Genomic DNA, 13,070 nt, shown 5'->3' on the forward strand with positions numbered 1-13,070 from the left:
TGTAACCCGTTCTAGTAGCGCTGTCACGGCCTTGGCCTGCGCTTATGCACAGCGCGTGCACGTTTCGCGGCGGGTGTCGGGCGCTCACCCCGCCTACCTGCGGGGCATAGGGTCTCCTAACCGCTACTGCACGTCCGCGCCGAGTTCGACGAGCAGCACGCCGCAGGCGATGAGGACGATCCCGGCACCCATCATCGGCGTGAGCGGCTCGCGGAACAGCAGGCGGCTGAGCACCGCGGCCAGCGCGACGCCCGCAGCGGTCCAGATGCCGTAGGCCACGCCGAGCGGCATGCCGGCGGCCAGCGTGAGGGACAGGAACACGAACGCGATCAGGTACCCGGGAGCGACGGCGGCGTACCACCGGGCGTCGTCGACGGCCTTGCGGAGGGAGAGGGTCGCCGCGAGCTCACAACAGATGGCGACGACGAGGTAACCCCATGCCATCACGCGGCCCCTGCCGCCCGGGCGCGAGCGCGCTGGGATCCGAGTTCGACGCACAGGACGCCGGCGATGATGACCGCGATACCGGCCCCCGTCAGCGGGGTCAGTGGCTCGGCGAAGATCAGCGCGGACAGACCGGCGGTGAGCGCGACCCCGGTGGCTCCCCAGATGCCGTAGGCCACGCCCAGCGGCAGCCCCGCCTTCAGGGTCCGGGCGAGGAACACGAAGGCGCCGAGGTAGCCGATCACCACCACGACGTAGAGCGCGGGCCGGTCCAACGCGCCCTTGAGCGCGAGCGATCCCGCGACCTCGCAGACGATCGCCGCGGCCAGGTACGGCCATCCACCCGCGGTACCCGGCATCGGCGCGCTCCCCTCCCCGACCCGGCCGGGTCGCCGCGAGAAGTCTACGGGCCGGCCCCCTCGCGCTCCGGTCGCCCTCGGCCGCGCCGCCGGGGCCTACTCCCCGCGGGGACTCCGCAGCGCGGCCGCGATGTGTCCGGCCAGCACCGCGAGCGCCGACGCGCCCTCGGGCGTCCCGGCGACCACGGGAAAACAGTGGACCATCCCGGGCCACACCCGCAGGTCGACGGTCGCTCCCCGCGCGGTGCTCGCGTCGACGAAGGCGCGGACGTCGTCCACCACGAAGTCGTCTCCCCCGCAGACGATCGCGACCGGCGGCGCGCTCGCGTCGAGTGGCCGGCGGGCCGGGGAGATCCCCGGGTCGTCGACTGGGGTGTCGCCCGCGTAGGCGTCGCGGCAGTCGGCGGCGATGGACGGGGGCGTGAGCGGATCGAGGGCGCCACCGGATCGCTCCCCGCCGAGGGGCTCGGTGAGGTCGACCCACGGGCTGATCAGGGCCAGGGCCGCCGGCCGCTCGCCGCACCCGCGCAGACGGTCGAGCAGTCCCAGCGCGAGGCCGCCGCCCGCCGAGTCGCCGGCGATCGCGACCCTCTCGGCGCCGCCGACGCGCTCGGCGAGGTGCCGGAACGCGGCCTCCGCGTCGTCGAGTGCGGCCGGGTACCGGTGCTCGGGCGCCAGCCGGTAGTCGGGCACATATGTGGTCGTGCCGGTGAGGCGGGCGAGCGCTTTGGCCATGGTGGCGTGCGTGTCCGGCGAGCCGGCGACATAGCCGCCCCCGTGCAGCACGAGCAGGCCGGGCGCGTCGTCCGCCCCGTCGATCCACAGACCCGGCACCGGCGCACCGTGCGCGGGCCGCGTCCGCCGGCGCGCCCCCGTCGCACGGGAGGCGGTCGTCGCGACCGCCCGCAACGCCCGGATCCACTTCTCGTCGAAGGGCGCGATGGTTAGCACGGGCCGCACGACCAGCTGCAGCCCGGCGCGCTGGAACCGGGACGACAGGCTGGGCCGGCGGGTGACGGCGATCCGCCGGTCCGCCTCGGCGACGAGCCGCCGCGCGAGCAGTGAGAGGCCCGCCCGTAGGACCGGCCGCGGCAGCACAGCGGCGGACTGCGCCGGCAGACTCCACTCGAGTTCTCCGCCGCCGTCGGGAAGCGCCCGAACCGTGGGGGCACCGAGACGCCGGTGGGAGCGCCAGATCGGCAGCGGACCGGCCCATTCGCGCCATCGTGAGGGGTCGGAGGCCAACGCCACGACGTCAGCGGGGTCCGCCGAGAACCGCACTCGGATCCCGGGGACACGACCGGCCGCCCCGTGGTCTCGATGTGCCACCCCGCACCTCCCCGAAGCCGCATCCGCACTCCGCCGGCGTCCCGAGTCCCGTGCCGCCGTCCACATCCGGATCCCTTCCCGGGTGTCGTCAACAGCGACGTCGCCGCTGGTCCGGCGGTACGTGGCGGCGGTACACTGCACCGACTATGGGCGGCGACACCGCTGATCTGGTCGAGCGGGCGCGCCTCGGCAACGAGGACGCGTTCGCCACGCTCGTGCGACCCTACTACGACGAATTGCTCGTGCATGGGTACCGGCTCCTCGGCTCCACCACCGAGGCGGAGGACTGCCTCCGAGAAGCGTTGACCCGCGCCTGGCTCGGGTTGCCCGGGTACCGGGAGCAGGGGTACTTCCGGGCCTGGCTGTACCGGATCGTGACGCACCGCTGCCTGACGGCGGCGGAGCAGCGCGGGCGACGAGAACTTCCGGCTGACCTCGGCCGGGAGGGCTCACGCGAGACACCGTGGCTCGAGCCGATCCCCGACACTCGGCTCGACCACACCGCTGGCTGGGATCCCGAGGCGCGCCTCCTCGCCAACGAGAGGGTGCGGCTCGCCTCCGTCGCGGCGATCCAGCGGCTGCCGGCGAGGCAGCGGGCGGTCCTGGTCCTCCGGGGCCGTGATGTCGAGCAGCTCTGCGGTCTCCGCGGCGTGTGGACAGGCACGCCTCCGAATAATCCTGTGGCTCGCGACCAACCGCGCCAGCGATGGGGCAAGTTCCGACAGGCCTCCGCTAGCCCTCCCCGCGAGGCGACCTCAGGCGCTGGCCGTTTCGGCGGCACTGCTCATATCGCTGCTTTCAGGGGCAAGACGGTTCAATGCATCGACGATGGTGTTCACATACTCTGGGGCGGCAGCCCGGGTTCTGCGTGGACGTACCAACGTGTATCCGTCTGTATCGGATATCGACCTAAAGTCGCTGGAGACCTTCCCTTTGGTGAGGAGCGCGATCTTCGGGTCATCAATCGTCAGAAGCTTGCCTCGAACCTTCTCCTCAAGGATGTGCTTTCCTGTTGGATCGATCGCGATACAGATATCGTTGGTCCACCAGAGAAAGTCCGGGTAGAACGTCGTTGACGAACCCACCTTGACCGGCAGCTGAATTCCGTATCCGTCTCCGCGCGTCGGGTTACGCATCCAGAAGCCACGGCAAAGAGAGTCGAGCGCTCGCGCAAACTCAAGTTCTTCGTTGTTGAACTGATTCTGGGCGTACTTCGCATGCACAGCGTTCTCGAACGAATAGTACTTGTCGACCGTCGGAGTGTGAGCTGACGGCGCCCATGTCTCCTCGCCATGGATCTTGTTCTGCACGAGTTCAACGGTCGCCTCGAACGCCTCCACGATCGCGTCGGCACGCTCCGACAGTAGGAGCTGCGCAGCCGACCCCGAACACGACCACTGGTCGAACGCTGGGCCAGTAAACAACTCCGGCTCGAGGAGGTGAGCACAGTGACGACTTCTCATCTGCACACGACGGCGGAGGTACTCGCCGTTCTTCCGACGCATACTCGCTGCGATCTGTTCGTAACGGGTCGCGTCATCTTCGCCCCGGAGCGAGATCTTCTGGATGCTCTTGCGACCCCGTGCGAGCAGATCCTCGTCTGCAAAGGGCTGGCGAGACATCGTCTCGACCTTCTTCTTCTCGTCCTCCAACTCCGCTTCCCCCAATTGGTACTGAGGAAGTGAAATCTGCCCGACCGCATCGCGCTTTACCGGCACATCGGGAAGCGGCTGTTTACGGGTCTTCAGACGTATCGACGGGTTGGCAGCTGGGTTCGTCTCATCGATCGCATATAGTGCCAGCTCCGCCTTCAACCCCTCCACGATGCCCTCGAACGTTCGGTTTGGAACGCGCACGAAGAGCGTCGAAGTGTTGAGGCGGTCATCCTCGTAGTGGCGCGCACCAGGCTGGCGAAGCGCTCGTCCAATCACCTGAGCGATACGCACATACGAGTTCGACTCGTCATCGAAGTACTCGATGTAGGCCTCCGGGTCATCCCACCCCTCCTGCAGCGCTCGATTGCAGATGATGTGCGTGTGATGGGGCTGAAGTTCTGCGAGCGAGGAAACACGAACGGCATCATCGGGGATGACACGGGTCTGCGTATAGATGGCGATCTCTTCAGCGGGTACTCCGCGGCCGCGGAGATGCTCCCAGATCGCTACCGGCCGGGAAACGATCTCGTCTTTTGCGGGATTTGATCGCTCAACGATGTAGAGGGCCTTGGGGTTGAGCGGTCCTCCCTCAGCGAGGGCGGCTTCGGTCAACTCCTTGTGGAGAGCCACGGTGGCGTCAAGCAACTGATCCGGGTCGGAATCGTAGTTCTCCACCATGATGGTGTGCTTGAGTAGCTGGTTCTCGACGACATCACGGGTTTGCACCTGGTACCGGCCACGCACCGCAATCTCGTTGGCGCGCGAATCGTTGGCGACGACTTCAGCGAAGCTGTCGAACTGGCCGCCAGTTGGCGGCGTAGCGGAGGCGAGCAGGAAGCCCACCGGACGCAACCCAATAAGCTGCTCGAGCTGCGTCACGGTCTGGTTATGACTCTCGTCGTAGACCACCCAGAGCGGCCGCTGCGGGTCGGAACGAAGCTGATCCCAGGGTGAACGGTCACCGCCCCAATCCTTGTGGGGTCGATGCATGTTGAGTCGAGCGGTTTCGCTGCCCTCGGAATCAGCGAACTCGGCCTCGTTCCAGGAGCCAACCGTCGTCACCCAGATAGTCAGGCCGGAGGTCGACTCGATCAGCTCCTCCCACTCCGACTTGCTCGGTCGCTCGCGAACTACGCGCGTATCCGGCGGGAGGAGGTGAGAATACTTGCCGTTGAGGTTTCGGTAGGTCTGGTCGGCAACGGCGCTGGACTTCGACGTCCACAGTACGATCGCAGGGCTCAGATCGCGAACGATCTTCGTCAATATCGGCGTCTTGCCGGCACCAGTTACCGCCTTCAGGTGGCCGATAAACGGGATCGGCGTCTTCCCGAAGAAGAGTGGGCCATCCTCCGCGTAGTACTGAATCCAGTCGGAAGCAGCTTCCGCAATCTGATTCGCGGCAGCTTCCTGAAACTCGAACAGGCGAAGCGAGTTGCTCACGAGACCGGCACCCCCTGAAGGTCGCTGACCGACTCATCGGGTTCCAGTTCCTCGATCTGCAGCGCAGCTAAGATCTCATCCGGAATCTGACAGAAGACGAACGACCGCGTTTCGCTGATGTTGCAGGTAGTTCCGTACATACGGATCGGGGTCTTAAGACCAAGCTCCTTAGCCTCGATGAGCGCCTCGTTGATGACTTCTGCGTTCACTTGACTGTTCGTCACCCCTCGCCACACGAGAGCGAGCGCCTCGCCCCGCTGGTTTGATCCGATGACCCACTTCTTGCCGTCGATACGTTTGATGCCCGCCCGAGTTCCTGAACGATCGGTCTGACAGATCACCGCCGTGATCTTGTCCTTCTCAAGGCTGAGGATCGCCTCGCGGTCGAGTTGCGCTCCGGCGGTCAAGAAGGCGAAGCCGGAGTCGAAGCCGTCCGCGTCGATCGCCGCACGCAGCCGCGGGGCCACCAGGGTGCGCGCATACGGATCTTCCTCGGTGCCTTCCTCAATGAGCACGAACCGGCGTCGACCATCGTCCCGCTGGTTCAAGCGCATCACCGCATCACCGGTCGTACCGCTACCTGCGAACGCATCGAGCACTAACCTGGGTGTTTCATGGGGATCTGCGGATCGCTGGGCGAAAATAGACCGAAGTGCTTCCTGAGCAGGGGAAACTGGGACTTGTCTAAGGTTCCATGTTCTCCAGCAGAAAGCACTCGGTAGGTGAAGCGTACTTCGTGGTCGGCCGGTCTGTCCGTTACTGCTGATGGTGTCGGGGTGATCGCCCACGCCGGGGCCATCGTGCCTCGACTTCTGGCTGATCAGGTCGGTCTGACCGCCGAGCTGTCAGGGGCCATGGCTCGCCGACAATTCATCCCGATCCACGACCGCGGCCGTGTGCTGATCGACACCGCGGTGATGCTCGCCGATGGCGGCGAGTCCATCTCCGACATCGGCGTCCTGCGCCACCAATCCGGGGCCCTGGGCCCGGTCGCCTCGGCGCCGACGGTGTGGCGCACACTCGATGAGGTCACTGCCGGCAAGCGCAAGAAGATCCAGGTCGCGCGTGCCCGCACGCGGCGGCACGTGTGGTCCCAACTGCCCGGCGGAGTACCCGCATCGGCGTGTGCGGGTCGGGATCTGGGATCGACGGTCGTGCTCGATGTGGATGCCACCATCGTGGTCACCCACAGCGAGAAGGAACATGCAACTCCGACATATAAGCGCACGTTCGGGTACCACCCGATCGGCGTGTGGTGCGACAACACAGAAGAGTTTCTCGCCGCGAGCTTGCGCCCGGGCAACGCCGGGTCGAACACCGCTGCCGACCACATCGACGTCCTGGGCCAGGCCATCGCGCAGATCCCCGCCAGTCATCGGCGTGATCTGCTGATCCGCTCCGACGGTGCCGGCGCCTCCCACGACTTGCTGGAGTGGATCACCGAGCAGAACCGCGTTCGTGGTCGACAGGTGGAGTACTCGGTCGGCTTCGCTATCACTGCCCCGATTCGCCGGGCCATCGCGACCTGCCCCGAAGCCGCGTGGGGACCAGCGCTCAACCCCAACGGGGACATCCGCGACGGGGCCGACATCGCGGAGCTGACCGGGTTCCTCGCTCCCGGGATGCTCGCAAAGTGGCCAGACGGGATGCGGGTGATCGTACGCCGCGAGCGGCCCCACCCCGGCGCCCAGTTGTCGATGTTCGAGGAGATCGATGGATGGCGCTACCAGGCTTTTGTCACCAACACCGCCACCGGCCAGCTGCAGTTTCTTGAAGCCAGGCATCGGGCTCACGCCCGGGTCGAGGACCGCATCCGCCACGCCAAAGACACCGGCCTGGGCAGGCTTCCCTCGCGGGAGTTCGCTCTCAACCAGGCTTGGCTGGTGGCGGTGATGATCGCCGCAGATCTGGTGGCGTGGACTCGGATGCTGGCCTGCACCGGCGACGCCGCAGTTCTGGCCTTGTGCGAGCCCAAAGCGCTGCGCTACCGCTTCCTTCACGTGGCAGCCCGACTGGTCCGTAGTGGCCGGCGGCGGCGCGTGAAGATTCCCGAAACATGGCCGTGGGCCACCGCCATCGTCGCAGTGTTCAACACGATCGCCGCGATCCCAAAACCCGCCTGACCTCACCTGCCCGCCCACGACATCACCACCCGGAGACCCGCCCACCGGCAGCGCCAGCCGGCACACACGCACGCCCACACGCGAAAACAAGCCCGCCGTCACCCGACAGCAGCAGTCACACCGGCCCGTGAATCAGCGGGGTTAGAGTGGTGTAACTCGGTGGCCGAGATCGTCTCCGACATCCGTGTCGTTGACGGATGTAGAGCGGCCACCGTGTGATCCATCGAGTCAACCTTCCAAAGAATCCTCGAGGAGTCATCACGATGACCGCACCCCATATTGTCGACCCGGCAGGCCTGCTTGGCCAAGCCCTCACAGAGGCGTCTCCAGATCTGATGCGTGAGCTGCAGCAGACCATGATCAACGCCCTGCTGTCCGCGGACGCCGATGCCGTCTGCGGCGCCGAGTGGAACGCCCGCTCGGAGCAGCGCACCAACCACCGCAATGGCTACCGCCACCGGCCCCTGGATACGCGGGTCGGCACCGTTGATGTCGCCGTCCCGAAGCTGCGCTTGGGCAGCTACTTCCCCGAGTGGCTGCTCGAGCGCCGCAAGCGGGCCGAGTCCGCGCTGATCACGGTCGTGGCGGACTGCTACCTGCGTTCCGGGCACCGCGCCGGGAGCGGTCGAGTGGAGGAGGTTGTCGTGCCGGGGCAGGACGACCGGCACGCGGCCATCTCCCAGACTGAACCCCCCGGCCGCCGGCTCGTGGAGGAGAGCGGTGGTGATTGTCTGGCGGACGCCCGGGGCTGCCTCGCCCAGCGCATTTCTTGAGCTATCACTCGGCGGGCGGCGCAGGAACGAAGGATCCTTTCGATGGACCGCTGAGGTAGGTACATGCCTGCATGAACGAATGTATAGTCACGTAACCGCATGCCCGTCCAACCGGAAACCGCGCAGATTGCTGCGACGCCGATTCAGGAGATGTCATGTCAGTCGAGGTCCCTACCCGTCATCCAGAGCCGCGACGAGTCCTACTGGACTATCCCCACCGTCAGGCAGGGCATTGTGGTTCCGGAGCGCTGAGAGACCTCCTGGAGTGGGCCGGTCTGGGCTGGGACGAGGTGCCGAGCGAAGGTCTGGTCTTCGGAATGGGCGGTGGTCTCGGCTTCACCTACCTGCGGGCACCGGGTCTCGCCCCTCCCATCTACTTCGTCGGGCGTAGCAGCGACCTCGAGGTCGACCTTCTCGCCAGGCTGGGTGCAGAGGTCGACGTTCGGGGAACCGACGATCCCGAGACCGGCTGGGGCTGGGTCCGCCGCGAACTCCAGCAAGGCCGTCCCGTGCTGATGTGGGCCGACATTTCTGAGCTGCCCTACCTCAATGTCCGCCTTCAGATGAGTCGGCACGACATCGTCGTGATCGGTTACGAAGACGACACCGAGACGGCTTTCGTGGTGGACAACGACCGAGCCGAGATGCAGAAAGTCCCCTACGAGGCTCTTGCGCGGGCGCGCGCGTCCCGATCGTTCCCCGTGCCCACGAGGCACACCACGTACTTCGTGAACTGGCCCCAGATCCTGCCCGATCTCCGCCAGACTGCGGCTTCGGCCCTCGTGGCCTCGGTCGAAAACATGCAGGCGGCGACAACCGCGATTATTCCGGACGCGTCGGTGCTACCGCCGGATGCCGTTGCCGCTGCCGGGATCAGTGGAGTCACGGTCTTCGCCGAGGATGTCGACCGGTGGCCGGGGCTCATGCCCGAACCGGAACTGGACATCGCGCTGCGTTCTCTCCACGCCTTTGTAGAGAAGGCAGGCACGGGCGGCGGCCTGTTCCGCCGGTTGCAGGCACAGTTCTGTGGCGACGTGGCCCGGCTAACGGAGTCCGCGGAGATGGCGAAGGCCGGAACTGCGCTCTTGCGCTGCGCGGACACGTGGTCGGCTCTGGCTGCGGCCGGCCGTAGCGACGGATCGACGCTCGATCGCTGGCGACGGGTCAATGAACTCGCCGCGACGCTTCCCCGCGACGAAGGCCATGCCATCTCTCACATGCGCAAAGCGGCGGGGGAACTGGGGATGGGTGACCCATTGTAGGCAAGTCGGCGAACGCAGCAAGCGAGCACCACTGCCGGGTTGCAGCAGCAAATCTGCGGCCACCGCGGACGTAAAGGCGACCCGCTCTACGGGATCCGCACCATCATCCGCTGCGACCCGGCACGGCTGACCGAGCGGCAGTGGCGACGGTTCAATGACGCATTGGCCGCCGACCCCCGGCACGAGGAACTGTTCCTCGCCTGGCAGATCGCCCACGAACTCCGACAGGCCTACCACCATAAAGACCTGCCAGCCGGGCGCAGCGCTGCGGAGAAGATACTCGCGACCTTGCCGTCCTGCCCGATCCCAGAGATCGCCCGCCTCGGCCGCACTCTTCGCAAGTGGAAGGACTCCTTCCTCGCCTACTGGACCACTGACCGATCCAACAATGGTGGAACCGAAGCGATCAACGGCCTCATCGAACTCCACCGGCGCCTGGCCCGCGGCTACCGCAACCGCGACAACTACCGCCTGCGGATGCTCCTCATCGCCGGCGGGCTACGGACCTGACCCCACACTCAGATGCGAAGAGCCCCTTATCCGGCCCTTCCGGAATCAGAGTGCATTGATCCGGTCGTGAAGCTGACCGGAGTGGATCAGTGACCGCAAGATGTAGTGCTTGAGGTTGCGGAAGCCCAGGGCGATTCCGCGGAGGTGTTCGAGGCGTCCGTTGATGGCCTCGACGGGGCCGTTGGAGGCGCCCACGTCGAAGTAGGCGAGGATCTCGCGGTGCCGCTTCCATAGCGACCGGCCCAGCTGGGCGAGCTCGGGCAGTGGACCGTTCCCGCTCTGGTGGACACCCGGAGATGAGCGGTGAGTTCCCCCAAGATAGAGGGAGCGGATTATGGGATCTACTCGTCGGAGCTTCACTGCCGAGTACAAGGCCAACGCGGTAAGTTTGGTCATCGATGATGGCCGTGCGATCGCCGAAGTTGCACGCAGTATCGGCGTTCACGAGATGACGTTGGGGAAATGGGTGAAGAAGACTCGAGACGAGGGAAACGGTGAGTCTGACCGCCCGTTGAATGAGGACGAGCGGGCGGAACTCGAGCGCCTTCGCGAAGAAGTGAAGCACGCCCGGATGGAGGTGGAGTTCGCAAAAAAAGTAGCGACCTGGTTCGCGAAAGACCCGCGGTGAAATTCGCGGCTATCGCGGACTGGGCTGAATCCGATTCATATACGGTCACGTTCATGTGTGCTCAACTCGGCGTATCGACTTCTGGCTACTACAAGTGGCGCGGCAAGTCGCGCTCAGCTCGAGACCTCCGAGACGACGAGTTAACAGCGCTGATCGAGTACCACTACGAGCACCTCAACGGCCGTCCCGGCGTTCGGCGCATGCGTGCGGAACTCGCCGCCGGCGGCCACCGGGTCTCGCACAAGCGGGTGTGGCGGCTCATGAAGGTCGCAGGTCTGGAAGGCCGCCACCCGAAGGCGTGGAAACGCACCACCGTCGCCGGAGACAGCCCCGTTGGGGCACCTGACCTCATCGGCCGCGACTTCACGGCGGCCGAGGCGAACACCAAATGGTGCGGCGATATTACTTACGTACGGACCTGGAACGGCTGGGCGTACCTGGCCACCGTCATCGATCTGCACTCCCGGATGGTCGTCGGATGGGCCGTGGCCGACCACATGCGAACCGAGCTGGTCACCGACGCACTGGACATGGCCATCGCTCGTCGTCGACCACCCGGAAAAGTCATATTCCACAGCGATCGCGGAACTCAATACACGTCCACCGACTTCGATAAGTACTGCACGAAAAACAATATCCGACGATCATTGGGGCGCACTGGCATTTGTTTCGACAACGCGGTCGCAGAATCATTCTTCGCGAGCTACAAGAAGGAACTCATTCACACGCGCCCGTGGCCCACTCTAAAAGCACTCAAAAAGAGCACATTCACCTGGATTGAGGAGTACTACAATAGGGCCCGACGACATTCCACACTGGGCTATTTGACACCAGCCGAGTTTGAACTAGGATTCAGAGACATATACGAACTCGCCGCTTAATTGCAGTGGCCACTTTAGCGGGAACACTCCACAGTTCGGTGGGCACCCCGGCCCGGATCGAGCGCAGGAGCTTGTACATCGCGATCTTGCCCTCCCGCTTGCCCGAGGCCTCGTAGGCGGCGATGAGTCGCTGGTAGACGCTGTAGGTGACCTCCACCGCCGCGTGCGCGTCATTGGCGGTGAACGCCTTGAACAGGCGGACCTTCTGCTTGTCGGTCAGTAGCTCAGCGCGGGTGCGCAGGGTGCGGCGGATGCCGTACAGCGGATCGCCGGTCCGTCCCCGGTGTCCGGTGGTGGCCTGCTGGATGCGTTGGCGGCACACGGTGAGCTTGTCGGCGGCCAGGTGCACGACGTGGAATGGGTCCATCACCGTGCGTGCTTCGGGGACGGCTTTGGCGGCGGCGGTGTGGTAGCCGGCGAATCCGTCCATCGTGACCACCTTGACTCGGTCTCGAAAAGCCTGGTCGCGGGCGTTGAGCCACTCGGTGAGGACCTTCGCCGAGCGCCCGGGGATCATGTCCAGCAGACGAGACGGGCCGGTGCCGTCCACGACCGGGGTGAGGTCGACGAGAACGGTGACGAATGAGGACGTGCCGTCGCCGCGGACGTGCTTCCATTTGTGCTCATCGACCCCGAGAATGCGGACGCGTCGAAGTGTCCGGGCTGGTCGTAGACCATGGCGCGGGTCTCGGTGACCGCCAGGTCGTTGACCAGGTCCCAGCCCAGCCCGAGGGCCTTCGCGACGGCGGACACGCTGGTGCGGTCGATCGCCAGGCGCTGCAGGATCCAGCGGCTGCAGCGGCGGGTGGTCTTGGCCCGCGGCTTAGCCAACGCCGGCATCCGCTGCTGGAAAATCCGCGTCTCGCATTCGATGTTGTCGCAGGTGAAGCGGGGTATGCGTACGTGCAGTCTGGTGGGATGGCCGACGATCGGTAGATCCGTGACCTTCCGCTGGACGTGGTCACGCAGCCTCCCCTCCGTCCCGCAGTCGGCGCACACCGGGTCCAGCGTGACCGGGGAGCAGAACAGGTGCGTGAACTCGTCGGCCACCGCGGCGTCGGTGATGGTGACCCCGAGCTCGACGGTGCGGCAGATGGTGTCGGCAAGCAGGCTGGCGGTAGCGTTCAAAGCGGGTCCTGGGTGGTTCTGGGTGCAGGTGTAGGAACCGCAATCCTCACACCCCCAGGACCCCTACATCTTGTGCCTCACCGCATCACCGCAGCATCCCCGCTACGCACTCCGGATCCGGAAGAGCCCCCAAACTAGACTATACGTCGGTACCGCTTACTGTATGTTCGTACAGTACAAGGTGTCCCGGCTCAGTCGGCCTTGTCGACCTGACTATCGCGCCGTCGGCAGCCAGTTGTTCAGGCCACCCGCATCGGCCTCCCGGCCCCTTGGACGCCAGGTGGAGGTTGGGTCACGGGTCGGACGTACGGGTGTCGGCGATATCTCCGTCGCCACAAGCCGAGGTATCGCACCCAGCACAACTTCATCGACAGGAAGGTCTGGACATGGACACATTTCGCGACAAGGCCGGCGAGCCGATAGGTACCGATATCGACAACTGGGTGGCCTCGTTCACGCGCATGGATGAGTATTTGAGGGTTTGGGAGCCACTGGATATTGAGGTTGGGAGCCACCGTTATTGACTTTGAGAGCCGGT

Annotated in this window: 11 protein-coding genes and 4 pseudogenes; 8 read left to right on the forward strand and 7 right to left on the reverse strand. The window is 65.5% G+C overall.

The annotated features are described in order from the left end of the window. Positions 1–123 precede the first annotated feature (123 nt). The 3 genes from VYL96_RS11020 to VYL96_RS11030 form a co-directional block, all read right to left on the reverse strand. Positions 124–444, reverse strand: coding sequence for a DMT family transporter (locus VYL96_RS11020; protein WP_131886497.1), 321 nt, complete (start codon positions 442–444; stop codon positions 124–126). Beyond that, entirely contained in the window at positions 444–803 is a 360-nt protein-coding gene (locus VYL96_RS11025; RefSeq protein WP_131886496.1) for a DMT family transporter, read from the reverse strand. Before VYL96_RS11025 ends, VYL96_RS11020 begins: the two co-directional genes overlap by 1 nt. 96 nt (positions 804–899) lie before the next feature. Continuing rightward, positions 900–2,132, reverse strand: coding sequence for an alpha/beta hydrolase (locus VYL96_RS11030; protein WP_243699800.1), 1,233 nt, complete (start codon positions 2,130–2,132; stop codon positions 900–902). A gap of 146 nt (positions 2,133–2,278) precedes the next feature. Here VYL96_RS11030 and VYL96_RS17295 point away from each other — a divergent pair. Further along, positions 2,279–2,536, forward strand: a pseudogene (locus tag VYL96_RS17295) (sigma factor); the annotation flags it as partial. A 351-nt stretch (positions 2,537–2,887) separates the two neighbouring features. Here the strand turns inward: VYL96_RS17295 and VYL96_RS11035 are convergent. Together VYL96_RS11035 and VYL96_RS11040 are read right to left on the reverse strand one after the other, a co-directional pair. Then, the gene (locus tag VYL96_RS11035; RefSeq protein ID WP_063972844.1) at positions 2,888–5,227 is read right to left on the reverse strand and encodes a DEAD/DEAH box helicase; all 2,340 of its coding nucleotides are present in this window, start codon (positions 5,225–5,227) and stop codon (positions 2,888–2,890) included. After that, entirely contained in the window at positions 5,224–5,826 is a 603-nt protein-coding gene (locus VYL96_RS11040) for a site-specific DNA-methyltransferase (protein WP_207913605.1), read from the reverse strand. Before VYL96_RS11040 ends, VYL96_RS11035 begins: the two co-directional genes overlap by 4 nt. A 123-nt stretch (positions 5,827–5,949) precedes the next feature. Here VYL96_RS11040 and VYL96_RS11045 point away from each other — a divergent pair, with 123 nt between their 5' ends. The 4 genes and pseudogenes from VYL96_RS11045 (at position 5,950) to VYL96_RS11060 (ending at position 9,895) form a co-directional block, all read left to right on the forward strand. Further along, on the forward strand, positions 5,950–7,350 hold the full coding sequence (locus VYL96_RS11045) for an IS1380 family transposase (protein ID WP_067476669.1): 1,401 nt from the start codon (positions 5,950–5,952) through the stop codon (positions 7,348–7,350). A 263-nt stretch (positions 7,351–7,613) separates the two neighbouring features. Next, positions 7,614–7,949, forward strand: a pseudogene (locus VYL96_RS11050) (transposase); the annotation flags it as partial. A gap of 329 nt (positions 7,950–8,278) precedes the next feature. After that, positions 8,279–9,385: a BtrH N-terminal domain-containing protein gene (locus tag VYL96_RS11055; protein ID WP_067478094.1), complete on the forward strand. Its 1,107-nt coding sequence runs from the start codon at positions 8,279–8,281 to the stop codon at positions 9,383–9,385. A gap of 39 nt (positions 9,386–9,424) precedes the next feature. Then, positions 9,425–9,895 (forward strand): transposase, encoded by a 471-nt coding sequence (locus tag VYL96_RS11060; protein WP_228549380.1) that lies wholly within the window; start codon positions 9,425–9,427, stop codon positions 9,893–9,895. A gap of 45 nt (positions 9,896–9,940) precedes the next feature. On the opposite strand, the pseudogene VYL96_RS11065 reads toward VYL96_RS11060, so the two are convergent. Further along, positions 9,941–10,159 (reverse strand): annotated as a pseudogene (locus VYL96_RS11065) (transposase); the annotation flags it as partial. A 124-nt stretch (positions 10,160–10,283) separates the two neighbouring features. On the opposite strand from VYL96_RS11065, the gene VYL96_RS11070 reads away from it, so the two are divergent. Both VYL96_RS11070 and VYL96_RS11075 read left to right on the forward strand, forming a co-directional pair. Beyond that, positions 10,284–10,523 carry a transposase gene (locus VYL96_RS11070; protein ID WP_231887311.1) on the forward strand — a complete coding sequence of 80 codons (240 nt, stop codon included), beginning with the start codon at positions 10,284–10,286 and terminating at the stop codon, positions 10,521–10,523. Further along, positions 10,520–11,404: an IS3 family transposase gene (locus VYL96_RS11075; RefSeq protein ID WP_206680893.1), complete on the forward strand. Its 885-nt coding sequence runs from the start codon at positions 10,520–10,522 to the stop codon at positions 11,402–11,404. The genes VYL96_RS11070 and VYL96_RS11075 overlap by 4 nt, the downstream gene beginning before the upstream one ends. Positions 11,405–11,435: 31 nt before the next feature. Here the strand turns inward: VYL96_RS11075 and VYL96_RS11080 are convergent. Continuing rightward, positions 11,436–12,532 (reverse strand): annotated as a pseudogene (locus tag VYL96_RS11080) (ISL3 family transposase); the annotation flags it as partial. Positions 12,533–12,918: 386 nt separating this feature from the next. Between VYL96_RS11080 and VYL96_RS11090 the strand changes: the two are divergent. Further along, a complete protein-coding gene (locus tag VYL96_RS11090; protein WP_329437332.1) occupies positions 12,919–13,056 on the forward strand; it encodes a hypothetical protein in 138 nt (45 codons plus the stop codon). The last annotated feature ends 14 nt before the right edge of the window (positions 13,057–13,070 follow it).

The organism is Dietzia maris (assembly GCF_036287335.1).
Classification (GTDB): Bacteria; Actinomycetota; Actinomycetes; order Mycobacteriales; family Mycobacteriaceae; genus Dietzia; species Dietzia cinnamea.